General features: G+C 72.3%; 18 protein-coding genes. 12 read left to right on the plus strand and 6 right to left on the minus strand.

Features of this window, described 5'->3' with window-relative positions:
• Positions 1–26 precede the first annotated feature (26 nt).
• Positions 27–2,234, plus strand: coding sequence for a 3-hydroxyacyl-CoA dehydrogenase NAD-binding domain-containing protein (locus tag ACN6LM_RS05345; RefSeq protein WP_445064096.1), 2,208 nt, complete (start codon positions 27–29; stop codon positions 2,232–2,234).
• Positions 2,235–2,289: 55 nt separating this feature from the next.
• Here the strand turns inward: ACN6LM_RS05345 and ACN6LM_RS05350 are convergent, their stop codons facing one another.
• A complete protein-coding gene (locus tag ACN6LM_RS05350) occupies positions 2,290–3,021 on the minus strand; it encodes a MerR family transcriptional regulator (RefSeq protein ID WP_445064097.1) in 732 nt (243 codons plus the stop codon).
• A 114-nt stretch (positions 3,022–3,135) separates the two neighbouring features.
• Here ACN6LM_RS05350 and ACN6LM_RS05355 point away from each other — a divergent pair, with 114 nt between their 5' ends.
• The 4 genes from ACN6LM_RS05355 (at position 3,136) to ACN6LM_RS05370 (ending at position 8,325) form a co-directional block, all read left to right on the plus strand.
• A complete protein-coding gene (locus ACN6LM_RS05355) occupies positions 3,136–3,612 on the plus strand; it encodes a macro domain-containing protein (protein ID WP_445064098.1) in 477 nt (158 codons plus the stop codon).
• Between the two features lie 69 nt (positions 3,613–3,681).
• Positions 3,682–4,758 carry a hypothetical protein gene (locus tag ACN6LM_RS05360; RefSeq protein ID WP_445064099.1) on the plus strand — a complete coding sequence of 359 codons (1,077 nt, stop codon included), beginning with the start codon at positions 3,682–3,684 and terminating at the stop codon, positions 4,756–4,758.
• Between the two features lie 142 nt (positions 4,759–4,900).
• Complete coding sequence (locus ACN6LM_RS05365) at positions 4,901–7,597, plus strand: M4 family metallopeptidase (RefSeq protein WP_445064100.1); 2,697 nt, start codon at positions 4,901–4,903, stop codon at positions 7,595–7,597.
• A 116-nt stretch (positions 7,598–7,713) separates the two neighbouring features.
• The gene (locus ACN6LM_RS05370; protein WP_445064101.1) at positions 7,714–8,325 is read left to right on the plus strand and encodes a TetR/AcrR family transcriptional regulator; all 612 of its coding nucleotides are present in this window, start codon (positions 7,714–7,716) and stop codon (positions 8,323–8,325) included.
• A 9-nt stretch (positions 8,326–8,334) separates the two neighbouring features.
• Here ACN6LM_RS05370 and ACN6LM_RS05375 read toward each other — a convergent pair whose 3' ends face one another.
• Complete coding sequence (locus ACN6LM_RS05375) at positions 8,335–9,237, minus strand: oxygenase MpaB family protein (protein WP_445064102.1); 903 nt, start codon at positions 9,235–9,237, stop codon at positions 8,335–8,337.
• Between the two features lie 142 nt (positions 9,238–9,379).
• Between ACN6LM_RS05375 and ACN6LM_RS05380 the strand changes: the two genes are divergently transcribed.
• Positions 9,380–10,276 carry an oxygenase MpaB family protein gene (locus tag ACN6LM_RS05380; RefSeq protein ID WP_445064103.1) on the plus strand — a complete coding sequence of 299 codons (897 nt, stop codon included), beginning with the start codon at positions 9,380–9,382 and terminating at the stop codon, positions 10,274–10,276.
• Here the strand turns inward: ACN6LM_RS05380 and ACN6LM_RS05385 are convergent.
• Complete coding sequence (locus ACN6LM_RS05385; protein WP_445064104.1) at positions 10,239–11,279, minus strand: LacI family DNA-binding transcriptional regulator; 1,041 nt, start codon at positions 11,277–11,279, stop codon at positions 10,239–10,241. The two genes, ACN6LM_RS05380 and ACN6LM_RS05385, sit on opposite strands and share 38 nt — an antisense overlap.
• A gap of 175 nt (positions 11,280–11,454) precedes the next feature.
• Between ACN6LM_RS05385 and ACN6LM_RS05390 the strand changes: the two genes are divergently transcribed.
• A complete protein-coding gene (locus ACN6LM_RS05390) occupies positions 11,455–12,780 on the plus strand; it encodes a M14 family metallopeptidase (protein ID WP_445064105.1) in 1,326 nt (441 codons plus the stop codon).
• 74 nt (positions 12,781–12,854) lie between these two features.
• On the plus strand, positions 12,855–14,600 hold the full coding sequence (locus tag ACN6LM_RS05395) for a BCCT family transporter (protein ID WP_445064106.1): 1,746 nt from the start codon (positions 12,855–12,857) through the stop codon (positions 14,598–14,600).
• Between the two features lie 35 nt (positions 14,601–14,635).
• Here the strand turns inward: ACN6LM_RS05395 and ACN6LM_RS05400 are convergent, their stop codons facing one another.
• On the minus strand, positions 14,636–15,559 hold the full coding sequence (locus ACN6LM_RS05400; protein WP_445064128.1) for an FAD-dependent oxidoreductase: 924 nt from the start codon (positions 15,557–15,559) through the stop codon (positions 14,636–14,638).
• A 73-nt stretch (positions 15,560–15,632) separates the two neighbouring features.
• Between ACN6LM_RS05400 and ACN6LM_RS05405 the strand changes: the two genes are divergently transcribed.
• The 3 genes from ACN6LM_RS05405 to ACN6LM_RS05415 all read left to right on the plus strand — a co-directional run bounded on the left by ACN6LM_RS05405 (position 15,633) and on the right by ACN6LM_RS05415 (position 19,297).
• Entirely contained in the window at positions 15,633–17,273 is a 1,641-nt protein-coding gene (locus ACN6LM_RS05405; RefSeq protein ID WP_445064107.1) for an ABC-F family ATP-binding cassette domain-containing protein, read from the plus strand.
• Between the two features lie 110 nt (positions 17,274–17,383).
• Positions 17,384–18,055, plus strand: coding sequence for a GntR family transcriptional regulator (locus ACN6LM_RS05410; RefSeq protein WP_445064129.1), 672 nt, complete (start codon positions 17,384–17,386; stop codon positions 18,053–18,055).
• 36 nt (positions 18,056–18,091) lie between these two features.
• Positions 18,092–19,297, plus strand: coding sequence for an amidohydrolase (locus tag ACN6LM_RS05415; protein WP_445064108.1), 1,206 nt, complete (start codon positions 18,092–18,094; stop codon positions 19,295–19,297).
• Positions 19,298–19,472: 175 nt separating this feature from the next.
• Here the strand turns inward: ACN6LM_RS05415 and ACN6LM_RS05420 are convergent, their stop codons facing one another.
• The gene (locus ACN6LM_RS05420; RefSeq protein ID WP_445064109.1) at positions 19,473–21,821 is read right to left on the minus strand and encodes a Tex family protein; all 2,349 of its coding nucleotides are present in this window, start codon (positions 21,819–21,821) and stop codon (positions 19,473–19,475) included.
• A gap of 153 nt (positions 21,822–21,974) precedes the next feature.
• A complete protein-coding gene (locus ACN6LM_RS05425) occupies positions 21,975–22,832 on the minus strand; it encodes an SCO6745 family protein (RefSeq protein ID WP_445064110.1) in 858 nt (285 codons plus the stop codon).
• Between the two features lie 135 nt (positions 22,833–22,967).
• Between ACN6LM_RS05425 and ACN6LM_RS05430 the strand changes: the two genes are divergently transcribed.
• On the plus strand, positions 22,968–23,927 hold the full coding sequence (locus ACN6LM_RS05430; protein ID WP_445064111.1) for a GlxA family transcriptional regulator: 960 nt from the start codon (positions 22,968–22,970) through the stop codon (positions 23,925–23,927).
• Positions 23,928–23,943 lie beyond the last annotated feature (16 nt).

Here is a 23,943-nt window from a genome sequence, read left to right on the forward strand (position 1 = left end):
CCCCTTCCTACGGAGAAGACACACCCATGACCGAGAGCACGACCATCCGCTGGGAACAGGACGAGACCGGCGTCGTCACCCTCGTACTGGACGACCCCAACCAGTCCGCCAACACGATGAACCAGGCGTTCAAGGACTCCATCGCGGCCATCGCCGACCGCGCCGAGGCCGAGAAGGACTCCATCCGGGGCATCATCTACACCTCCGCCAAGAAGACCTTCTTCGCCGGCGGCGACCTCAAGGAAATGATCAGGATCGGTCCTTCGAGCGCGCAGCTCGCGTTCGACACCGGCACCGCCATCAAGAACTCGCTGCGCCGCATCGAGACCCTCGGTAAGCCCGTCGTCGCCGCCATCAACGGCGCGGCCCTCGGCGGCGGTTACGAGATCGCGCTCGCCGCCCACCACCGCATCGCCCTCGACGCGCCCGGCTCCCGCATCGGCCTGCCCGAGGTCACCCTCGGCCTGCTCCCCGCGGGTGGCGGCGTCACCCGCACCGTACGCCTCATGGGCATCGCCGACGCCCTCCTCAAGGTCCTCCTCCAGGGCACCCAGTACACCCCCCGCAGAGCGCAGGAGAACGGCCTCGTCCACGAGGTCGCCGCCACGCCCGAGGAGATGCTGGACAAGGCCCGCGCCTTCATCGACGCCCACCCCGAATCCCAGCAGCCCTGGGACGTCAAGGGCTACAAGATCCCCGGCGGCACCCCGTCGCACCCGAAGTTCGCCGCGAACCTGCCGGCGTTCCCGTCGAACCTCAAGAAGCAGATCGCGGGCGCGCCCATGCCGGCGCCGCGCAACATCCTCGCCGCGGCCGTCGAGGGTTCCCAGGTCGACTTCGAGACCGCCCTGACCATCGAGGCCCGGTACTTCACCGAGCTGGTCACCGGCCAGGTCTCCAAGAACATGATCCAGGCCTTCTTCTTCGACCTCCAGGCCGTCAACTCGGGCGCCAGCCGCCCCAAGGGCGTCGAGGAGCGCCAGGTCCGCAAGGTCGCCGTCCTCGGCGCCGGCATGATGGGCGCGGGCATCGCGTACTCCTGCGCCAAGGCCGGCATCGACGTCGTCCTCAAGGACGTCTCCGCCGAGGCCGCCGCCAAGGGCAAGGCGTACAGCGAGAAGCTGCTCGACAAGGCGCTGTCCCGGGGCCGTACCACCGAGGCGAAGCGCGACGAGCTGCTGGCCCGGATCACCCCGACCGCCGAGGCCGCCGACCTCGCGGGCTGCGATGCCGTGATCGAGGCCGTCTTCGAGGACACCGCCCTCAAGCACAAGGTGTTCCAGGAGATCCAGGACGTCGTCGAGCCCGACGCGCTGCTCTGCTCCAACACCTCCACCCTCCCGATCACCGCGCTCGCCGAAGGCGTCTCGCGCCCCGCCGACTTCATCGGGCTGCACTTCTTCTCGCCGGTCGACAAGATGCCGCTGGTCGAGATCATCAAGGGCGAGAAGACCGGCGACGAGGCGCTGGCCCGCGCGTTCGACCTGGTCCGCCGGATCAGGAAGACCCCGATCGTCGTCAACGACTCGCGCGGCTTCTTCACCTCGCGGGTCATCGGCCAGTTCATCAACGAGGGCGTCGCGATGGTCGGCGAGGGCGTCGAGCCCGCCTCCGTCGAGCAGGCCGCCGCGCAGGCCGGCTACCCGGCCAAGGTGCTCTCCCTGATGGACGAGCTGACCCTCACCCTGCCGCGCAAGATCCGCAACGAGACCCGCAAGGCCGTCGAGGAGGCGGGCGGCACCTGGCCCGGCCACCCGGCGGACGAGGTGATCGACCGGATGGTGGACGAGTTCGGCCGCCCCGGCCGCAGCGGCGGCGCGGGCTTCTACGAGTACGACGAGAGCGGCAGGCGCACCCGCCTGTGGCCGGGCCTCCGCGAGCATTTCGGAGGTTCCGGGGGGCGCTCCCCGGGCGGACACAGCACGCGGCCCGGCACGGACATCTCCTTCACCGACATGCAGGAGCGGATGCTCTTCTCCGAGGCGCTGGACAGCGTCCGCTGCCTGGAGGAGAACGTCCTGATCACCGTCGCCGACGCCAACATCGGCTCCATCATGGGCATCGGCTTCCCGCCGTGGACCGGCGGCGTGCTCCAGTACATCAACGGGTACGAGGGCGGCCTGCCCGGCTTCGTGGCCCGCGCCCGGGAACTCGCCGAGCGCTACGGGGACCGCTTCCTGCCGCCCGCCCTGCTGGTGGAGAAGGCGGAGAAGGGCGAGACCTTCCACGACTGACGCGCCGCGCCGAGTGCCGTACCGCCGTTCCCGGGCGGTACGGCACCCGGCGCGTTCACTCGGCGGTGAACGCCGCCCGCAGCTCCTCCTTCAGCGACCGCTGGAACGCGGTCACCAGGGCCTGGAGCACCATCGGCTGCATGTGCGCGGAGAGCGACTTCATCGCCTTGACGTGCTCGGGGTCCGCCTCCCGCTCCCGGTACGGATTCCACACCTCCTCCCGGAAGAGCCGGGTCAGCTCCTGCGCGGCGGACCGGGTGTGCTCCATCAGGACCGTACGCGCGGCGAGGATCGTCTCGTGCGCGATCGGTACGTCGAGCAGTTCCACACCGAGCCGCAGCAGCCCCGGGTCCACCCGGAAGACCCCGTCCTCCGGCGCCGGCCGCTCCAGCACCCCCATCGCGGCCAGCCGGTCGAGGTCCTGGTCCCCGAGCGGCCGCCCGGCCCGCCGCTCCAGCTCCGCCCGCGAGGCGTCCTCCGCCGAGTCCGGCGCCCAGGACGCGACGAGCGCCCGGTGGATGGCCAGATCGTGGGCGCTCAGATCGGGCGGCAACTGCTCCAGGTAGCGTTCGATCGCGGCGAGCGTCATGCCCTGGTGCTGAAGCTCCTCGATGAGCGCCAGCCGCGACAGGTGGTCGTGCCCGTAGTGCCCGACCCGGCGCGGTCCGATCACCGGCGGCGGCAGGAGGCCCCGGGTGCTGTAGAACCGCACCGTCCGCACGGTCACCCCGGCGCGAGCCGCCAGCTCGTCGACGGTGAGCTTCGGCTCCTCGGCCTCGGTCGCCATGTCCGCTCCTCGTATCCGGTGCTGTGTCCCACCCGGTGCAACAGTATTGCTGTCTCACCACCGTTGTGAAAGTGGCGCCGGGCCACTGTCGGTGCCGCCCCCTAGCCTGAGGACATGTCCGAGATCATGTACGTACGGGGGGACGCGACCTCGCCGCAGGGCAAGGGCGTCAAGATCATCGTCCATGTCTGCAACGACCTCGGCGGCTGGGGCAAGGGCTTCGTCCTCTCCCTCTCGCGACGCTGGCCCGAACCGGAGGCCGCGTACCGCACCTGGCACCGCGAGCGCGCGATGAACGACTTCGGCCTCGGCGCGGTGCAGTTCGTCCAGGTCTCCCCGTTCGTCCGGGTGGCCAACCTGGTGGGCCAGCACGGGACGCGCCGGGGGAGCAAGGGTGTTCCGGTGCGCTACGAGGCCATCGACACGGGCCTGGCCGCCGTGGCCGACCACGCCCTGGAGCTGGGCGCCTCCGTGCACATGCCCCGGATCGGCTGCGGCCTCGCGGGCGGCACCTGGTCCCGGATCGAGCCGCTCATAGCCGGCCGGTTGACGGCCCGGGGCGTGTCCGTGACCGTGTACGACTTCGATTGATACGCGGGCCGGCCGCCGGCTCCGTACCCGCCCGATAATCTGACCGCCGTCTAGGGAAGGGGCGGGGCAGTGACGGGTGGCGGGGCGGGAGCGGCCGGGGCGCCGGAGGGCGCGGGGCGGCAGGTGGACGCGTCCCTGCTGACCCTGCTCGGGCTCGGGCCCGAGGAGGACGCGGTCTACCGGCTGCTCGTGGACCGCCCCGACAGCGAGCGCGGCGTCTTCGAGTCCCTGCTGAACGGCACCGCCGCCGCGCCCGTCCTCGACGCGCTCGTGGAGCGCGGTCTCGCCAGCGCCGACCGGCCGGACGCCGAGGGCGTCGTCCGCTACCGGGCCGCCTCGCCCGTCCTCGCGCTCGGCCCGCTCCTGGAGTCGCGGCGTTCCGCACTGCACCGGGTGGAATCGCTCGTGGGCGACCTCGCCGAACGGCACCGCTCCGCCCAGCTGTACGGTGCCGGCGCGCCGGTGGAGGTGCTGTCGGGGCCCGCGGCGATCAGGCGGCGGCTGCTGACCATGCAGCGGCAGGCCAGGACCGAGGTCTGCACGCTCGTCCCCGCCCGGCACGTGCCCCCGGTGCTCAGCTTCGCGGACAACCACGACGAGGTGGACGCCGAGCTGACCGACCGCGGCGTGAACGTCCGTACCGTCGTGGAACGGGAATGGCTGGAGGACCCGCAGGCCGCCCATCTGCTGGCCTCCTGCGTCGCCCAGGGCCAGCACATCTCCGTCACCGAGAAGCTCCCGATCAAGCTCGCCATCGTGGACCGCCGCATCGCCCTGCTGCCCCTGGACCCGGAGCGCGAGACGGAACCGGTGGCGCTCGTCGTCCATCGCACCGGCCTGCTCACCGCTCTCGTCTCGCTCTTCGAGCAGCACTTCGAGCGGGGCCGACGACTGAACCTGACCGGTGCCGAGGAGAGCACCGAGCACGAACTCGAGGCGATCGACCGGCAGATCGTGGCCCTGCTCCACATCGGCCTGACCGACGCCGCGATCGCCCGCCAGCTCGGCATGGGACACCGCACCGTGCAGCGCAGGCTGCACACGCTGATGGACGAGGTGGGCGCGGCGACCCGGTTCCAGCTCGGCTGGCACGCGGCGCGCGCCGGATGGCTGCCCGGCGGACCGGACAACTCGGAGGAACCGTAACGCTTCCGAGGCGCAATTGCGCCACGGCGCCTTCGCGCCGGCGAGATCCCTTGTCCGCCCCTCTCCCCATGACGAACGATCAGCACGTCAACGCCCGAGCCGCCCCGACGGTCCGGGCGACGGTGTGCGATGGGGAGGTCCCGTGAGACGAACGAGTGGGCTGCGAATACTGGCGGCCGGGGTGGTCGCCGCCGCCACCGGTGCGGCCCTGCTGGCCGCGCCGGCCTGGGCGGACGACGCCATCCCGGCGCCCGAGGCGGCCACCGCGCCCGTGGGCGTCGCCCCGGCGATGACCCAGGGCCTGGACAAGTCGGCCCGCCGGGGCACCTCGGCCGAGGCCGCCCGCGCCCATCTGGAGGCGCACCAGGACACGTACAAGGTCCCGGTCTCCGACCTGAAGACAGTCAGGACCACCGAGGAGGGCACGCAGTCCTCGGTGCGCTTCCAGCAGAAGCACGACGGCGTCCCCGTCTTCGGCGCCGAGTACGCGGTGCAGACCCAGGCGGCCGACGGCGGTCAGCAGGTCACCTCCGCGACCGGCACCCTCTACACGGACCTCACTGTCCCGACCACCGCCGAGGTGAGCGAAGCCGCGGCGAAGCAGCGGATGTTCACCCTGGACGGCACGCTCTCCAAGGTGCGCGGCGCGAAGACCGAGGCGCACGGCCTCACGGTGTTGCCCGACGCCCGGGGCGGCCGGCTGGCCTGGCACTTCACCGTCACCGGCGGCCTGTCGAACGGCAGCCCGGTGCGGCAGGAGGTGTTCGTCGACGCCCGGGTGGGCGGCATCGCCCTCTCGTACAACAACATCGACGCGGCCGACGCCTCACCCGCACGCGGAACCGGTGTCCGCGTCGACGGCACCGAGACGCCGCTCGACATCAACGAGGAGACGGACGGCTCGTACACGCTGGTCGACTCCACGAGGGCCATGTACCCGAGCACCGGCGGCCAGATCCGGACGTACGACGCGCGGCGCAAGGACTACACCCTCGTCGCAGGCGGCCCGGTCACCGACGACGTTCCGCTCGCCACCTCCGCGAGCACCCGCTTCGACGGCGCGAACACCACCTCCGGGGCTGTGGACGCGCACCTCAACGCCGTGAAGGTCTACGAGTACTACAAGAAGCAGATCGGCCGGGACGGCGTCGACGGCAAGGGCGGCACCATCTCCTCCGTCGTCAACGTGGCCGCGAACGGCAAGGACTACGCCAACGCGTTCTGGGACGGCTCCAAGATGGTCTACGGCCACATGGACGGCGTACCGCTCTCCGTCGGCCTGGACGTCGTCGGCCACGAGATGACGCACGGCGTCACCGAGCACTCCGCGGGACTGGTCTACCTCAACCAGTCCGGCGCGCTCAACGAGGCGATATCCGACTACTTCGGCAACGCCATGGAGACCGCCGACAAGGGCATCGCCATGAGCGACCCCACGTCCGGGCTCATCGGCGAGTACCTCTGCAACGGCACCAAGCCGCTGGACGAATGCGCGCTGCGCGATCTGAACGACGGGCGCGACGCGCAGAAGGACTACCAGCCCATCCCGCTCGACATCGACAACGGCGGGGTGCACTACAACTCCACCATCGTCGGCGGCGCGTTGTGGGACATGCGCAAGCACCTCGACCCGGCCCTCGCCGACCGGATCGTCTACCGCTCCGCGCAGAACTACCTCACCCCGCTGTCCGGCTTCACCGACATGCGCAACGCTGTCACCCTGGCCGCCAGGTCCCTGGACGTCTCCCGGCACGACCTCGCCGTCATCGCCGACGCCTTCGACGCCCACGGCATCGAGAAGGACTGGGAGCACAAGGGCGGCACCCACGACGGGACCACCATCGGCGCCGACGTCCTGCCCGCCTACGAGGTGTACAGCGGCGTCGACGAGCAGGCAGCCCGGATCAACGGCGACGTCTACGCGATCAGCCACGGCGACGCCGTCGCCTGGGACCAGGGCGGTGCCGCGTTCGGGATCACCGTCGGCCGCTTCGGCAAGAAGCCGGTCCGTGAACTGGCCCAGCGGGACGCCTATCTGCTCGACCCCTCGCTGGACGACGACCGCATCGTCTTCACCCGGGTCACCGCCGACGGCATCGGCATCTACCGCGCCGGCGACAAGGGCCAGGGCGCGATCAGGAAGCTGGTCGACCTCCCCGGTGCGGACGAGACCGAGCCGGTGACCGACCGCGGGGCACTCGCCTACATCAGCACCACCCCCGACGGAGAGCAGGACGTCATGCTCCGCACCGCCGGGGGCACGACGGTCAATGTCACCCCGGAGGCGGGCACCAAGGCGGCTCGGCTCGCGATGAAGAACGGCCGGATCGCCTGGGCCGGCGGCGACGGCACCTATGTGTACGTCTACGACATCGCCAAGGGCACCACGCAGACCAAGCGGATCACCGGCTTCCTCTTCGGCTCGGTCACCGACATCCAGCTCACCTCGGACCGGGTGTTCTGGCGGGAGACCGGCGGCTTCCTGATCCCGAGCACCGGCTTCGCCTCGGCCCCTCTGGACGACCTCTCCAAGGCGGCGAAGCTGCGCTACCCGTCGAACGTCTACCTCGCCCAGTTCTCCGTCAACGAGAAGTACTTCGCCTACTCGACCTTCGACATCTGGGGCGCGCTCGGCTCCTGGTCCGGCCCCGGCAAGGTGAAGGTCGCCACGGTCGAGGACGTCGTCGCCGGCGTCGACGGCTTCACCCGGGTCTCCTGCTCCTCCGGCGCCCAGCTGGCCCCGTCGCTCGGTGACGGCACCCGCATCGCCTGGCTCGACACGAGCGCAGCGGCCACCGACGTGGTGACCCGGAGCACGTTCGCCGGTACCTGCGACTGACCTGCTCCCGGGGCGGGGCGGCCACCACGAACGGTGGCCGCCCCGCCCCGGCCTGGTACGGAAGTACACCTCGTGTCACTCTGTTACGGCGTGTGCGGGCGGACCGGGGAGGGCTCATGGCGGTACGCGGCAAGGAAGAGGCGGGGCCCGGCGCGCCCGTGGACGCGCTGGGGGAGCAGATCCTCGACGCGGCGCGCGAGCAGTTCATGACCTTCGGGCTGCGCCGCTCCACCGTGGACGACGTCGCCAAGCGCGCCGGTGTCTCACGGGTGACCGTGTACCGGCGGATCGGCAACAAGGACAGCCTGGTGTCCGCGTGCCTGCTGCGCGAGTACCGCAGGTTCGTGGAGGAGGTGGACGAGGCCGTCGCCGCGCTGCCCACCCCCGAGGACCGGCTGGTCGAGGGCTTCGTCGCGGTGTTGCGGCACATCCGCGAGCACCCGCTCATCGGCGGGCTGCTGCGGCTCGAACCGGAGACCATGCTGCCGTTCCTGACCGTGGAGAGCGGACCCGCCTTCCTCGCGATCCGGGGCTATCTGGCAGGCAGGCTGCGTGAGGTCCGGCGGCTGGAGGGCGGTCCGGAGACCGACCCGACCCCCGTGGCCGAGCTCATGGTGCGGATCACCGTCTCCTTCCTCCTCAACCCGGTCAGCTGCTTCGAACTGGACGACGACACCCAGGTCCGCGACTTCGCCCGCCGCTGCCTGGTCCCCCTGCTCACCGCCTGACCCGGCGCCTCAGCCGTCCTCGGGCCCCGGCCGGACGGCGGTCTCGTCCGGCAGCGGTTCGAGCGGCCGGCTGCGCGCCCAGTGCGGCCCGAGGTCGTCCAGCCGCCAGCCGAAGGGGTACGAGCGCGGCTGCGGCCGGGAAGGGAGGAGGCGGGGCCTGGCCGGCATCCGGCGCACGCACCGAGCCCGCAGCCGCAGCGCCGCCGACGCCGAGGTCCGCACCCAGCGGGGCTGCGGCGGGAAGCCCAGCGCCCTGAGCAGCGGCTCGTCGAGCACCGCCAGGGCGAACCGGGCGACGAGCGGCCGCAGCGGGCGCGGGTACCAGCTCGCCATCATCCGGAACGTGGCGCCGGCCACCCTCCGGTTCGCCGGGTCGTACGCGAACATCCGCTCCTCGTACGCGTCGAGCAGCCGCTCGAACCCCTCGTACGTGTCGGGCACGTCCTCGATGCCCATCATCGCCCCGGTCTTCCGTCCCGCCTCCGCCAGCGCCCGCACCTCCTGCGCGCACAGCGGGCGCCAGCCGTACCGGTCGATCCAGCGCTTCGGCCCCACGACCGTCGTCGCCAGGACGTACCGGAAGTCGTCGTTCTCGATGCGGTACCTGCCGTGGATGCGGTTCAGATGCCGCGCCGCCGCCCGCCCGCGCTCGGAGTCGAAGCCGTCGACGGCCATCTCGTACCCGAGCAGCACCGTGTCGTCGTACCGCTTCTGCCCGTTGCGCTCGAATTCCTGGGTGCGATCGAGGAGCACGGAGATCCGGGGGACGCCGTAGTCGCGCAGGAACGCCACGCTGACGCCCTGCCGGTAGTCCCACGGGAACTCGTACTGGGAGATCAGCCGAAGGATCTCGGCGCAGTCCCGCGCCGGATCCATCCGGCGGATCTCCTGCAGGCGGCTGTACCGGCCCATGGTGCGCCCTCCTGTCCGTGCCCCGGCGTCAACGCGTTTGTTCGGGAGTGAGGTGACGGCACGTCTGTTCCGGAGAGTCAAAGTTACAAATACTATTGACTTGTTTCATCGATGCCGTCAACACCACCGCCGGGAGCACCGCATGAGCAGCAGCAACGACCCCGCGCCGCCCCCGCCCGGTGGCGTGCTGTGGAGCCTGTCCGGCGATGTGCGGGCCCTGCTGATGCTGCCCGCCGCCCTCACCCTCCAGGTCGCCCACCCCGCCGTCGGCGCGGGCGTGGACGAGCACTCCGTGTTCCGCACGGACCCCTGGGGACGCGGCGAGCGCTCCCTCGGCTCGCTCCAGCTCTGGGTGTACGGAGGTGAGGAAGCCGCCGAGGAGGGGCGCAGGCTCCGCCGGCTGCACCGCACCATCCAGGGCACCGACACCCGGGGCCGCCCTTACCACGCCCTGACTCCGGCGAACTACGCCTGGGTGCACGCCACCGGCTACCCCGTCTACCGGCACGGCGCCCGCTACCTGCTGCGCCCGCTCAGCCGCGAGCAGGAGCGCGCGCTGTACGCGGAATGGCTCCAGGTGGGCCGGGTGCTCGGCATCCACGACCGGGACATGCCGCAGACCATCGAGGAGTTCTGGCCGTACTACCGCGCCATGCTGGCCCACGAGATCGAGAAGACCCCCGTCGTCGCGGAACTCGTCGCCACCGACACCGCCGTCCCGCCGCCGGACCGGGGCCTCTGGGCGCTGCGGCTGCTGCTCAGGGCGGTGTGGCCGGTGCTGCTCCCGCCGCTCGCCCGGTTCCGCTCCTTCCTGACCGTCGGGCTGATGCCGCCCGACGCCCGCGAGGCCATCGGCCTGGAGTGGACCGACGCGCAGGAACGCGCCCTGCGGAGGTTCTGCGCGGTGGTCCGGCTCGTGGTCCCCGTCCTGCCGGAGCGCCTGCGCTACCTGCCCCGGGCCCGCCGCGCCCGGGCGGCCCACCGGGCCCGCACGGACGGGCTCAGGCCGAGGCGCGGCGGACCAGCCGCGTCGGAGTGATCACCGACTCCGGCACCGCGCCCCCGGCCTCCAGCCGCTCCATCAGCAGCCGCACCATCAACCGGCCCATGCCCACCACGTCCTGACGTATCGTCGTCAGTGGCGGGTCCGTCGCCCCGGCGACCGACTCCATGTCGTCGAAGCCCACCAGCGCCACGTCCTGCGGCACCCGCCGCCCCCGCTCCCGCAGCACCCGCAGCGCACCCGACGCCATCAGGTCGTTCGCCGCGAACACCGCGTCCAGGTCCGGCCGCCGCGCCAGCAGCTCGGCCATGGCCCGCGCACCGCCCTCCACCGTGAAGTCGCCGTCCGCGAGCAGCGCGGGGTCGGCGTCCGGCAGGATGTCCGCGTAGCCGTCGATCCGGTCGAGGGCCGAGGTCTGGTCGCGCGGTCCGGCGATGTGCGCGATGTGCCGGCGGCCGAGCCCGGCCAGATGCCGTACTGCCTCCCGGGCGCCGCCCCGGTTGTCGCAGTCCACGAAGGGCACCGCGTCGGTCGGCGCACCCGGCCGCCCGGGCCGGCCCCCGTAGACGGCCGGGACGCGGAAACGGCGGATGGCGGCGGGGAGTTCGTCGTCGGTGTGCAGGGAGAAGGCCAGCACCCCGTCGACATGGCCGCCGCCCAGATAGCGGCTGACCCGCTCGAAGTCTCCCCGGCCCTCCACCAGCAGCAGCACCAACTGCGCGTCGTGCGCGTTCAGTTCCCGGCTGATGCCCCGGATGTGCTGGGAGAAGAACGGGTCGGAGAAGATCCGCACCTCGGGCTCGTCGATGATCACGGCCACCGCCCCGTTCCGCCGGGTCACCAGGGTCCGTGCCGCATGGTTCGGGATGTAGCCCAGCTCCTCGACCGCCTTGCGCACCTGGTCCACGAGCGGCTGCCGCACCCCCGCACCGCCGTTCACCACCCGCGAGGCCGTCGCCCGGGAGACTCCGGCGCGGGCCGCCACCGCTTCCAGCGTGGGACGCGCGTGGAGCGGGGTATCGGGGGACGGACCGGGCAAGGGACGCTCCTCTGCGGCACAGCGGGGCCGGGCGGTCGGCCGGCCCCGCCAGCCTAGGGGGTACCCGCCCGGCGGGGGACGGATCGGGTCCCAACGGGCCGGAGATCATCCCGTTTCGTAAACAGCCCGTGCACGGGTCTGTCGCGGGCCACCGCGACCGCAGTACCTTCCGCCCATGCCGATCGCGCCGACGGCCGGGGGACGGCGGCTGCCCCGGCGCGGCCGTGCCCGCGATCTCGCGCTGGCGGTCGCCACCGCCGCCCTGACCGTACCTCTCCTCACCGTTCCCTCGGACGCGGCCCGCACCACCGCGCCCCGCACCGGCTTCGAGCTCTCCGGCGGAGCGCGCTGGACCCGGCAGTCCGAGGAGGCGTCCCTGCTCGCGGGCCTCGCCCGGCGCGTCGACCGGGTCTCCGTGCGGCGGATCGGCACCACGGCCCGGGGCCGCCCCCTGCGCCTCGTCCGCATCGGCAGCACCGACCCCCGCGCGCTCACCGTGCTCCTGGTCTGCGGCCAGCACGGCGACGAACCGGCGGCACGGGAAGCGTGCCTGAGCACGGTCCGGGACCTCGCGTACGCCACCGACGCCCGCACCCGCGCCCTCCTCGCCCGGACCGGGATCCTGGTCGTGCCCACCGCCAACCCCGACGGCCTCGCGGCGGGGACCCGGGCCAACGGCGACGGCGTGGACATCAACCGGGACCACCTCGCCCTGCGCAGCCCCGAGGCCCGAGCCGTCGCCGCCGTACTGCGCGACCACGAACCCGATGTGATCGCGGACTTGCACGAGTACGCCGCGACCGCGCCGTACTACGACAAGGACCTGCTCGTCCTGTGGCCCCGCAACCCCAACACCGGCGAACGGCTGCGCGACGAGGCGCGCACCCTGGCCCTGGACCGGGTGCGGCCCGCCGCGGAGAAGGCCGGCTTCGGCACCGGCCTGTACGGCGTCTGGACCGACCCGGGCACCGGCCGTCCGGTCGAACGGACCGCCGGCGACGGCCAGGAGCGCATCCTGCGCAACGTCGCCGGCCTCACCCACGCGGTCGGACTGCTGACCGAATCCCGTACGGACGCGCTCTCCGCCGAGGAGCGCGGCGACTCCGCCCTCAACGCCCGCCGCCGCGTGACCTCCCAACTCGTGGCCCTCAAGGCACTCTTCCGGTACGCGGAGGAGCAGCGCGCGAGCATCGCCGCCGCCACCGCCGCCTCCCGGTCGGCGGGGACCGACGACCGGGGGCCCGTGTTTCTCGGGGGCTCGGACGACGAGGCCCCGGCGCCGGACGACACCCTCACCGACCCGCCGTGCGGCTACCGCCTCACGAAGGAGCAGTTCTCGCGCGTCCGGGACGAACTCTCGCTGCATGCCGTCACCTCCCGCCCCGACGGTGACGGGGTCTACGTGCCCCTGCGGCAACCCGCCCGGAAGCTGATCCCGCTCCTGCTGGACGGGCGGGCCGCATATCACCTCACAAACGGTCAACCCGATACCGCTTGTTGATCCCGAAAGATGCATGTTGAGTGTGGTACTGCCTACGGAGAGCGATTTGTCAGTTTCCGTGAAAGGTGCCATTCGTGTCGCAGGACGAACAGAGAACGGGCGGCAGAGGGGATGTGCCGGTAACGGCCGACCTCCCCGGCGAACCGGGCCACGGCCGGAGCCCCGTCACCGACCGGGTGGTGTTCGGCGTCACGGCCGGCCTCACCCTGGCCTTCGTCATCTGGGGGGCCACCGCCACCGACTCGCTGGAGGACGTCTCCGGCAAGGCGCTCAACGGCCTCATCCACAACGGCGGTTGGGCGTTCATGCTGGCCGCGTCCGGATTCGTGGTCTTCGCCCTGTGGCTCGCGATCAGCCGGTACGGAAACATCACCCTCGGCCAGGAGGACGAGGAGCCGGAGTTCCGCACGGTCTCCTGGGTCGCGATGATGTTCAGCGCGGGCATGGGCATCGGTCTGATGTTCTACGGGGTCAGCGAGCCGCTCGCGCACTTCACCGACCCGCCGCCAGGCACCCGCCCCGCCGACGCGGCCGAGGCGATGCAGACCGCGATGGCCACCACCCTCTTCCACTGGACACTGCACCCGTGGGCGATCTACGCGGTGGTCGGCCTGGGCATCGCGTACAGCACCTTCCGGCGCCGCAGGCGGCAGACGATCAGCGCCGTCTTCGAGCCGCTGATCGGCCCCCGCCACGCCCACGGCGGACTCGGCCGGTTCATCGACATCCTGGCCATCTTCGCGACCCTCTTCGGCTCGGCCGCCTCGCTGGGCCTCGGCGCCCTTCAGATCGGCAGCGGCTTCCACGAGCTGAACTGGAAGGAGAAGACCGGCACCGGACTGCTCGTCCTGATCATCGCCGTGCTGACCGTCGCGTTCATCGCCTCGGCGGTCTCCGGGGTGGAGAAGGGCATCCAGTGGCTGTCCAACATCAACATGGTGCTCGCGCTGATCCTGGCCGTGTTCGTGTTCATCGCGGGCCCCACGATCATCGTGCTCGACCTCATTCCGACCTCGATCGCCTCCTACTTCGGCGACCTCCCGCAACTCGCCGGCCGTACGGAGGCCACCGGCGAGGGCGAGGTGGCCGAATGGCTCGGCAGCTGGACCGTCTTCTACTGGGCCTGGTGGATCTCCTGGACGCCCTTCGTGGGCATGTTCATCGCCCGGATCAGCAAGGGCCGGACCATCCGCCAGTTCATCGGCGGCGTCATCCTGGTGCCCAGCACCGTGAGCCTGATCTGGTTCGCCATCTTCGGCGGCACCGCCATCAAACTCCAGGAGGCCGGGAAGCTGGGCGGCGCCGACACCCAGGAGGCGCAGCTCTTCGGCGTGCTCCAGCAGTTCCCCGTCGCCACGCTGATGAGCATCCTGGTGATGGTGCTCGTCGGCATCTTCTTCGTTTCGGGCGCGGACGCCGCGTCCATCGTGATGGGCACCCTGTCCCAGAAAGGCATCCTCGAACCCGCCAAGTGGGTCGTCATCTTCTGGGGCGTCGTCACCGGCGCGGTCGCCGCCGTCATGCTGCTCATCGGCAACGGCAAGGGCGATGCCCTGGCGGGCCTCCAGAACCTGACCATCCTGGTCGCGGCCCCGTTCACCATCGTCATGATCTGCATGTGCGTGGCCCTGCTGCGCGACCTGCGCCAGGACCCCCTGATCGTGCGCCGCGAGTTCGGCGTGGAGGCCGTGGAGTCGGCGGTCATCGAGGGCCACGCCAAGTACGACGGAGACTTCGAGATCCGCATCGGTCCCGGCGGCAGCCAGATCACCACGGAACGCCACGACCGCGACAGCCCGGGAGGTTCCACCCCGGCCTGAGGAGTCCGCCGGGGCCGGCAGGACCCGCCGGCCCCTCACCCCACCAGCCGGGCCGCCTCCCGCGCGCAGCCCAGCGCCACCGTCACGCCCGCGCCCCCGTGCCCGTAGTTGTGCACCAGCCGCCCGCCCCCGGCCAGGGACTCCGCCTCGATGCGGACCCCCGCGTCCCGGGCCGGGCGGAGGCCCACCCGGTGGCCGATGACCTTCGCGTCGGCGATCTCCGGGCGGATCCGGGCGCAGCGGGCCACGATCTCCTCCGCCGTGCGGGGATCGGGCGCCGCGGTCCAGTCGTCGGCCGTCGCCGTGCCGCCGAGCACCAGGCGGCCCGGCTGCGGGAAGAAGTACGTGGTCTCGCTCGACGCCGGGTCCGCCTCCGTGAACCACTCCCGTATCCCCGGGTTCTCCACCAGCACCAACTGCCCGCGCACCGGGCGCACCCCGGCATCCGGGACCAGGTCGCGGGCGCCGAGCCCGGCGCAGTTGACCACCGTCCCCGCCTCCGCGGCGGCCTCGGCGAACGAGGTGACCGTGCGGCGCTCGACCGCACCCCCGGCCGCGCGCACCCGGTCCTCCAGCCACGCCAGGTGCGCCGGCATGTCGATCAGCGGCAGCCGGCACCGCAGGCCCTCGGCCGTCTCCACGGCGCCCTCCAGCTCCCCGGCCCACGGCCCGAGGTGCGCCAGGCGCTCGCCCCGGTGGAGCCCGTCGACCAGGCGTACGCCGGTCTTCTCCGGGCGTACGGCCAGCTCCTCGTACCACCGCAGCGCGGCCAGTGACCAGTCGCCGACGCGGTCCAGCGGCTCGATCCGGTAGGGCCACCACAAGGCGCCCGCCACGGCCGAGGTCGTGTCGCCGGCCGGTTCCCGCGACCACACCCGCACCCGGCGGCCCCGCTCGGCCAGCACCTTCGCCGTGGTCAGTCCGCTGACCCCGCCGCCCACCACGATCACGTCCGCCACCACTGCCGCCTCCCGGTCCGCCTGCTTGCCCCGGACCTTAGACGGTGTCCCGCCGATTAGGATCTGCATCCTGATGACTGCCACTCTCGTCGCCAAGGATCTCGCCGCCGGACACGGCGACCGCACGCTGTTCGCCGGGCTCGACCTCGTGGTCGCCCCCGGGGACGTGATCGGTCTCGTCGGAGTCAACGGCGCCGGAAAATCGTCCCTGCTCCGGCTGCTCGCCGGTCTCGACCAGCCGGAGGAGGGCGAGCTCCGGCTCTCCCCGCCCACCGCGACCGTCGGCCACCTGCCCCAGGAGCCCGAGCGGCGCCCCGGCGAGACCGTACGGGAGTTCCTGGCCCGCCGGACCGGCGTCGCCGACGCCCAGACCGCCATGGACGCCGCCACGGAGGCCCTGGTCGAGGGCGCTCCCGGCGCGGACGACGCGTACTCCGAATCCCTGGAGCGCTGGCTCGCCCTCGGCGGCGCGGACCTGGACGACCGGGCCGAGGAGACCGCCGCCGAACTCGGCCTCACCGTCGGCCTCGACCTGCCGATGACCGCGCTCTCCGGCGGCCAGGCGGCCCGCGCCGGACTCGCCTCGCTCCTGCTGTCGCGCTACGACGTCTTCCTGCTGGACGAGCCCACGAACGACCTGGACCTGGACGGCCTGGAACGCCTGGAGAAGTACGTCTCCGGGCTGCGCTCCGGCACCGTCGTCATCAGCCACGACCGCGAGTTCCTCATGCGGACGGTCACCAAGGTCCTCGAACTCGATCTGGCCCAGCAGCAGATCAACCTGTACGGCGGTGGCTACGCGGCCTACCTGGAGGAGCGCGAGCGGGCCCGGCGGCATGCCCGCGAGGAGTTCGAGGAGTACGCCGACAAGCGCTCGGCGCTGGAGAGCCGCGCCCTGATGCAGCGCTCCTGGATGGACAAGGGTGTCAAGAACGCCCGCCGCAAGGCCACCGACTCCGACAAGATCGGCCGCAAGTTCCGCAGCGAGTCCAGCGAGAAGCAGGCCGCGAAGGCCCGGCAGACACAGCGCATGATCGAACGGCTCGACGTGGTGGACGAGCCGCGCAAGGAGTGGGAACTGCGGATGGAGATCGCCTCCGCGCCCCGCTCCGGCTCGGTCGTCGCCACCCTGCGTGAGGCCCGCGTCGTGCGCGGCGACTTCGTGTTCGGCCCCGCCTCGCTCCAGATCGACTGGGCGGACCGGGTCGCCATCACGGGCGCCAACGGCTCCGGGAAGTCGACCCTGCTGGCCGCGCTCCTGGGCCGCCTCCCGCTGGACTCGGGGCACGCGCACCTGGGCTCCGGCGTGGTCGTCGGCGAGGTGGACCAGGCGCGCAAGCTCTTCCACGGCTCGGAGACGCTCCTGGAGGCGTTCTGCGCGGCGGTCCCGGAGACGGAGCCCGCCGACGTGCGCACCCTGCTCGCCAAGTTCGGTCTGCGCGCCGACCACGTGATGCGCCCGGCGACGACCCTCTCACCGGGGGAGCGCACCCGGGCGGCGCTCGCCCTGCTCCAGGGCCGGGGCGTCAATCTCCTGGTCCTGGACGAGCCCACGAACCACCTGGACCTTCCGGCGATCGAACAGCTGGAGTCGGCGCTCGACTCGTACACCGGAACCCTGCTCCTGGTGACGCACGACCGCCGGATGCTGGAGGCGGTGCACACGACGCGCCGGATCGAGGTGGCGGAGGGGCGCGTCACGGAAGTCGCCTGACTGGATCTGGCATACCAAACGGTGAATCAGGGCGGCTCCCACCCTCGCGTTTCCTCAATCGATCCCGCAGCCGTAGCGTTTGGCATACCAAGTGCTAATGTCCTCTGGTGATGACTCAAGCGGGCGACGACGCCGGAGCCTCGCACGCCGACCGTGTCGAGCGGACGATCCGCGCGGGCATCCTCTCCGGCGCGCACCCGCCGGGTTCACGCCTGCGCGAGCGCGAGCTCTCCGAGAGCCTGGGCGTCTCGCGCATCCCGGTCCGCGAGGCGCTCACCCGGCTGACCGGCGAGGGTCTGGTCGTCATGTCCCCGCGCCGGGGCGCCTCCGTACGCGACCTCTCGCTGCGGGACGTCGCCGAACTCTTCGACCTCCGCCTCAGCCTGGAGGTGTTCGCCGCCCGCCGGGCGGCCGAAGCGTGTGCGGCCGGGGGCGACGGGGAGCGGCTGCGGGCGGCGATGGAGGCGGCGGAGGCCGCCACCGGGCGGGGCGACGCGGCGGAGATCCCCGCGGCCAACACCGCCCTGCACGCGGAGATTGTCGCGATGACCGGCAACCGGCTGCTCCGGGACGCGCTGCAGCCCTCGCTGGGACTGGTGCAGTGGCTGTTCGGCCTCACCGGGGGCCGCGACCCGCACGTCCAGTGCGCCGAGCACCGGGACATCTGCGCCGCGATCCACGCGGGCAAGCCGGACCTGGCCGCGGCTCTCGCGTACGCGCACATCGAACGGGGGAGGGAGCCGTCGCTGACGGCGTTGTCCGGGATTCTCCCGCCCGAGTGACACCACCGCACACAACCCGCACAGGAGAAGCGCTCCATGCTGATCAGCGACGTCCGCCCTTGGGGCGGAGAGCCCAGTGACCTCACCGTCGAGGACGGGGTGATCACCGCGATCACCGCACACGACCCGGCCCGCGCCGCCACGGAGGACACGGTGGCCGGGCGGGGACGGCTCGCCCTGCCGTCCTTCTCGGACGTCCACTGCCACCTGGACTCCACGCGCATGGGCCTGCCGTTCCGTCCGCACACGGGCGCCCCCGGCGTCTGGGGCATGATGATGAACGACCGCGAGCACTGGCGCGAGGACGAGTGGGACGTCGCCCAGCGGGCCACGTACACCCTGGCCCGCATGATCGAGCGCGGCACCACCCGCGTCCGGAGTTACGCGCAGATCGACGCGGACTGCGGCCTGGAGCGGTTCGAGGGCGTGCTCGCGGCCAAGGAGGCGCACGCCGGGCGGTGCGAGGTCGAGATCATGGCGTTCCCGCAGGCCGGCCTGCTCCGCGAGAAGGGCGTGCCGGAACTGATGGACCGGGCCTTGTCCTCGGGCGCCGCGGTCGTCGGCGGCATCGACCCGTGCACCCTGGACCGCGACCCCGTACGCCACCTCGACATCGTCTTCGGCCTCGCCGAGCGCCACCACGCGCCGGTCGACTTCCACCTCCACGAGCCGGGCGCCCTCGGCGTGTTCAGCGTCGACCTGATCCTGGAGCGCGTGCGCGCCCTGGACATGGCCGGCCGGGTGACGATCTCGCACGCCTACGACCTGGGCTCGGTGAACGAGGCGACGACGCGCCGCCTGATCGAGGAGTTCGCCGAACTGGACATCGCGATGGCGACCGTGGCACCCGCCCGGCACCACTCGCTCCCGCTGGCCGACCTGACCGCCGCGGGCGTCCGGGTGGGCCTGGGCGAGGACGGCCAGCGCGACTTCTGGTCCCCGTACGGCAACGGCGACATGCTGGACCGCACCTGGCAGCTGGCCTTCACGAACGGCTACCGCGCGGACGACATGATCGAACACTGCCTGGCGGTGGCCACGACGGGCGGTGCCTCGATCCTGCGGGACGGTCCGGGCCGCCTGACCTCGACCACGGACCGCCCGGGCGTGACGGTGGGGTCGCGGGCGGACCTGCTCCTGCTGGAGGGCGAGACGGTGACATCGGCGGTGATGGACCGCCCCGAGGACCGCACGGTGCTGCACAAGGGCCACGTGGTGTCTCCCAGCCCTTCCGGCGCTTGAGGAGCGGGGTCCGAAACCCGAGTCCCGCCGACGCCTGAGGAGCGGGGTCCGAAACCCGGGTCCCGCCGGCGCTTGAGGAGCGGGGCCCGCGGCAGAGCCCCCGTTCCGGGAAGGGGCGGGGTGGGGAACAGGCCCGCCGCAGGCGCGAGGAACCCGCACCCCGCCCCCACCCCTCCTACTTGCCCTTCAACAACCCCGCCCGCCGCAAGGCGTCGGCCATCGCCCCGCTGGCCGGAGCCGCCGCAGGCGCGGACCGACCGCCGCCACGGGACTGGCGGCCGCCACCCTCCCGGGGCCGAGGCGGCCGTCCGCCCCGCTCACCCCCGGAGGCCGCTCCCCGGCCACCGGCCGGCTGCTCGTCGTCCAACCGCAAGGTCAACGAGATCCGCTTCCGCGGAATATCGACCTCCATCACCTTCACCCGCACCACATCCCCCGGCTTCACCACGTCCCGGGGATCCTTCACGAACGACCGCGACATCGCCGACACGTGCACCAGCCCGTCCTGATGCACCCCGATGTCCACGAACGCCCCGAACGCGGTGACGTTCGTCACGACGCCCTCCAGCACCATCCCGGACTCCAGGTCGCCGATCTTCTCGACGCCCTCCTTGAAGGTGGCGGTCTCGAAGGCGGGGCGCGGGTCGCGGCCCGGCTTCTCCAGCTCCTTCAGGATGTCGCCCACCGTCGGCAGCCCGAACTTCTCGGACACGAAGTCGTCGGCCCGCAACGACCGCAGGACACCCGTGTTGCCGATCAGCGCGGCCACGTCCCCGCCGGTCCTCTTCACCATCGCCCGCACCACCGGGTACGCCTCCGGGTGCACGCTCGACGCGTCGAGCGGGTCGTCGCCGCGAATCCGGAGGAAGCCCGCGCACTGCTCGTACGCCTTCGGACCCAGCCGGGCCACGTCCTTCAGGCTCCTGCGGGACGCGAACGGCCCGTTCGCGTCACGGTGCGCCACGATGTTCTCGGCGAGCCCCGAGCCGATGCCGGAGACCCGGGACAGCAGTGGGGCGGACGCGGTGTTGACGTCGACGCCGACACCGTTCACGCAGTCCTCGACGACCGCGTCCAGCGACCGGGAGAGCTTCACCTCGGACAGGTCGTGCTGGTACTGCCCGACACCGATCGACTTCGGGTCGATCTTCACCAGCTCGGCCAGCGGGTCCTGGAGCCGCCGAGCGATCGAGACGGCACCGCGCAAGGAGACGTCCATGTCGGGGAGTTCCTGCGAGGCGAACGCCGAGGCGGAGTACACGGAGGCACCCGCCTCCGAGACCATCACCTTGGTCAGCTTCAGCTCAGGATGCTTCGCGCACAGCTCACCGGCGAGCCTGTCCGTCTCCCGGGACGCCGTGCCGTTGCCGATGGCGATCAGCTCGACACGGTGCTCCCGGGCCAGCCGTTCCAGCGTGGCGAGCGACTGGTCCCACTTGTTGGCCGGGACGTGCGGGTGGATGACGTCGGTCGCGACGACCTTGCCGGTCGCGTCCACGACGGCGACCTTCACCCCGGTCCGGAAACCGGGGTCGAGCCCCAGCGTCGCCCGCGTCCCGGCCGGCGCGGCGAGCAGCAGATCGCGCAGGTTCGACGCGAAGACGCGTACCGCCTCGTCCTCCGCCGCCGTACGCAGCCGCAGCCGCAGGTCGATGCCGAGGTGCACCAGGATCCGGGTCCGCCAGGCCCACCGCACCGTGTCGGCCAGCCACTTGTCGCCGGGGCGTCCCCGGTCGCCCACGCCGAAGCGCCGGGCGACCATGTTCTCGTACGAGGAAGGGCCGGGCGCCTCGGACGGCTCCTCCGGCTCCAGAACCAGGTCGAGCACGTCCTCCTTCTCGCCCCGGAGCATCGCGAGGACCCGGTGCGAGGGCAGCGCGGTGAACGGCTCGGCGAAGTCGAAGTAGTCAGCGAACTTGGCACCCGCCTCCTCCTTGCCGTCCCGCACCCGGGCCACCAGCCGCCCGCGCGTCCACATGCGCTCGCGCAGCTCGCCGATGAGGTCGGCGTCCTCCGAGAAGCGCTCGGTGAGGATGGCGCGGGCGCCCTCCAGCGCCGCCGCCGGGTCCGCGACGCCCTTGTCCGCGTCGACGAACGCCGCCGCGGCGGCCAGCGGATCGACCGACGGGTCGTCGAGCAGGCCGGAGGCGAGCGGTTCGAGGCCGGCCTCCCGGGCGATCTGCGCCTTCGTCCGCCGCTTCGGCTTGAACGGGAGGTAGATGTCCTCCAGGCGCGCCTTCGTGTCGGCGGCCCGGATCCGCGCCTCCAGCGCCTCGTCCAGCTTGCCCTGCTCCCGTACGGATTCGAGGACCGCCGTCCGGCGCTCCTCCAGCTCCCGCAGATACCGCAGCCGTTCCTCGAGCGTGCGCAGCTGCGCGTCGTCGAGCATCTCGGTTGCTTCCTTGCGGTAGCGCGCGATGAACGGCACGGTGGACCCGCCGTCGAGCAGCTCGACGGCCGCCTTCACCTGCCGCTCGCGTACGCCGAGCTCCTCGGCGATCCTGCCTTCGATGGACGTCGTCACGGTTCTACCGACTCGCCTTCTCCTGCTGGCTGTGCTGGTCGGGCCCCGGGCCGCCGCTGGGACGGTCCAGGAGCCACACGCCCTGCATTGTGCCGGGTGGCCGGGTGCCGTGTCGCCCGGCCACCCCAGGGAGCGGGCCGCGGTTTTCGCGGGTCAGCCCGTCGCGCTCGCCGGGAAGGCGCCCGCCGCCGCGGCCGTGGCGAGGAACCCGCGCCCCAGCTCGGTCAGCCGGGCCACCCCCGGTCCGCCCAGGTGCTCGTACGGGCCCAGGTCCATCCGGTCCGTGGTCTCCTCCAGCTCCTTGCGCAGCGCGGCGCCCTCCTCGGTCAGCCCGCCCTCCGCCGTGAGCAGCCCGCGCCCCCGCAGCCGCTCCGACGCGTCCTCCCAGTCGGTGCGCCGCCAGCCCCGGCTGGACAGAAGCCAGCGGATTGCCATGCCCTTCCCGGTCGCGGTGTGGCTGACCAGTGCTTCGAGCGGGTCGAGCCCGGCGGTGAGGAGCGCGGCGAGGTGGGCGTCACCCCGGTGCTCGCGGAGCAGCGTCGCCGCGTGCCAGTACACCAGGTGCGGTTCGTCGGGCACCGGCAGACCGGCGTGCGCGGCGTACAGCGGCCGGGCGTGCCGGGTGCAGCCCTCCGTGGCGCGCAGGGCGAGCTGCGCGGCCTCGGCCATCTCGGGGGAGGCGATGACCTCCTCGCCGAGCAGCCGGCGCAGCGTCGCGTCGGCTGCGCGCAGCCGCGCGTCCAGGACCTTCGCGGGCGAGGCGATGTCCCAGATCGCGGGCACGTGCTGGGCCACGAGCGCGTGGTTGAAGTTGTAGAAGGCCGCGGTCACGGTCTCCGCCCCGACCGCGCCCATCGCGGCGGCGCGGGTGGCGAAGTAGGCGGCGGAGGGGTCTTCTATCCCGATCCCGCCGAGCTCCTTGCCGAGGTCGGGGGAGAAGTAGAGCGACGAGTGCAGCGGGTTCAGGGCGTTGTGGCAACGCCGCCCGGCACGGGGCGGGAGAGTACTCATACCCGCACGTTACCGACTGGTTGGTACGGGTCGGAACCCCCTGGCGCACGTGAGCTGCGCCGCAACCGGTGATGGCAGGAAAGGTGGGGAACCCGTCATTGCGGCCATCACGGGGGGCCGCCCAGGATGGCGGACATGAAGCAGCGATCCGTGCTCGTCGTCCTCTTCGACGGCATCCAGAGCCTCGACGTCACCGGCCCCATGGAGGTCTTCGCCGGGGCGTCGCGCTTCCCGGACATCTCGTACGAGCTGCGCACCGCCTCGCCGGCCGGCGCCCCGGTCCGCACCTCCTGCGGCCTCACCCTGGTCCCCGACGGCAGCCTCGCGGACGCGCCGACACCCCACACCCTCCTCGTCCCCGGCGGCGGGGGCACCCGCGACCCCGACCCCGCGCTCGTCCACTGGCTGCGCGCGCACGGGCCGCTGCCCGAGCGGCTGGTCTCGGTGTGCAGCGGGGCGCTGCTGCTCGCGGCGGCCGGACAGCTGGACGGGCACCGGGCGACGACGCACTGGAACGTGTGCGAGAAGCTGGCCCGCGAGTATCCGGCCGTCGAGGTCGATCCCGAGCCGATCTTCGTACGGGACGGCAGGATCGCCACCTCCGCCGGGGTCACCGCGGGCATCGACCTCGCGCTGGCCCTGGTCGAGGAGGACCACGGACGGGACGTCGCCCTCACGGTCGCCCGGCATCTGGTCGTCTTCCTGCGCAGGCCGGGCAGCCAGTCCCAGTTCAGCGCCCAGCTCAGCGCCCAGACGGCGCGCCGGGAACCGCTGCGCGAGGTGCAGCACTGGATCACCGAACATCCCGGCGCCGACCTCTCCGTCGAGGCCCTGGCCGCCCGCGCCCGCCTCTCGCCCCGCCACTTCGCCCGCGCCTTCCAGGCGGAGACGGGGACCACGCCCGGCCGGTACGTCGACCGCGTCCGCCTCGAACACGCCCGCCGGCTCCTGGAGGACACCACCGACGGGGTCGCCCGGATCGCCCGCAGTTGCGGCTACGGCACGCCGGAGGCGATGCGCCGGGCCTTCGTCAAGGCGCTCGGCGCGGGCCCGGCCGAATACCGCCGCCGCTTCGGCACCACCGACCACTCCTGACCACCCGCAAGACAGA

The organism is Streptomyces sp. SAS_281 (assembly GCF_052542855.1).

Excerpts from the sequence above, each read along its gene's own strand:
- ACN6LM_RS05345 (WP_445064096.1), top strand. The coding sequence starts at position 27 with ATGACCGAGAGCACGACCATCCGCTGGGAACAGGACGAGACCGGCGTC.
- ACN6LM_RS05350 (WP_445064097.1), bottom strand. The coding sequence starts at position 3,021 with ATGGCGACCGAGGCCGAGGAGCCGAAGCTCACCGTCGACGAGCTGGCG.
- ACN6LM_RS05355 (WP_445064098.1), top strand. The coding sequence starts at position 3,136 with ATGTCCGAGATCATGTACGTACGGGGGGACGCGACCTCGCCGCAGGGC.
- ACN6LM_RS05370 (WP_445064101.1), top strand. The coding sequence starts at position 7,714 with ATGGCGGTACGCGGCAAGGAAGAGGCGGGGCCCGGCGCGCCCGTGGAC.
- ACN6LM_RS05375 (WP_445064102.1), bottom strand. The coding sequence starts at position 9,237 with ATGGGCCGGTACAGCCGCCTGCAGGAGATCCGCCGGATGGATCCGGCG.
- ACN6LM_RS05380 (WP_445064103.1), top strand. The coding sequence starts at position 9,380 with ATGAGCAGCAGCAACGACCCCGCGCCGCCCCCGCCCGGTGGCGTGCTG.
- ACN6LM_RS05390 (WP_445064105.1), top strand. The coding sequence starts at position 11,455 with ATGCCGATCGCGCCGACGGCCGGGGGACGGCGGCTGCCCCGGCGCGGC.
- ACN6LM_RS05405 (WP_445064107.1), top strand. The coding sequence starts at position 15,633 with ATGACTGCCACTCTCGTCGCCAAGGATCTCGCCGCCGGACACGGCGAC.
- ACN6LM_RS05410 (WP_445064129.1), top strand. The coding sequence starts at position 17,384 with ATGACTCAAGCGGGCGACGACGCCGGAGCCTCGCACGCCGACCGTGTC.
- ACN6LM_RS05415 (WP_445064108.1), top strand. The coding sequence starts at position 18,092 with ATGCTGATCAGCGACGTCCGCCCTTGGGGCGGAGAGCCCAGTGACCTC.
- ACN6LM_RS05425 (WP_445064110.1), bottom strand. The coding sequence starts at position 22,832 with ATGAGTACTCTCCCGCCCCGTGCCGGGCGGCGTTGCCACAACGCCCTG.
- ACN6LM_RS05430 (WP_445064111.1), top strand. The coding sequence starts at position 22,968 with ATGAAGCAGCGATCCGTGCTCGTCGTCCTCTTCGACGGCATCCAGAGC.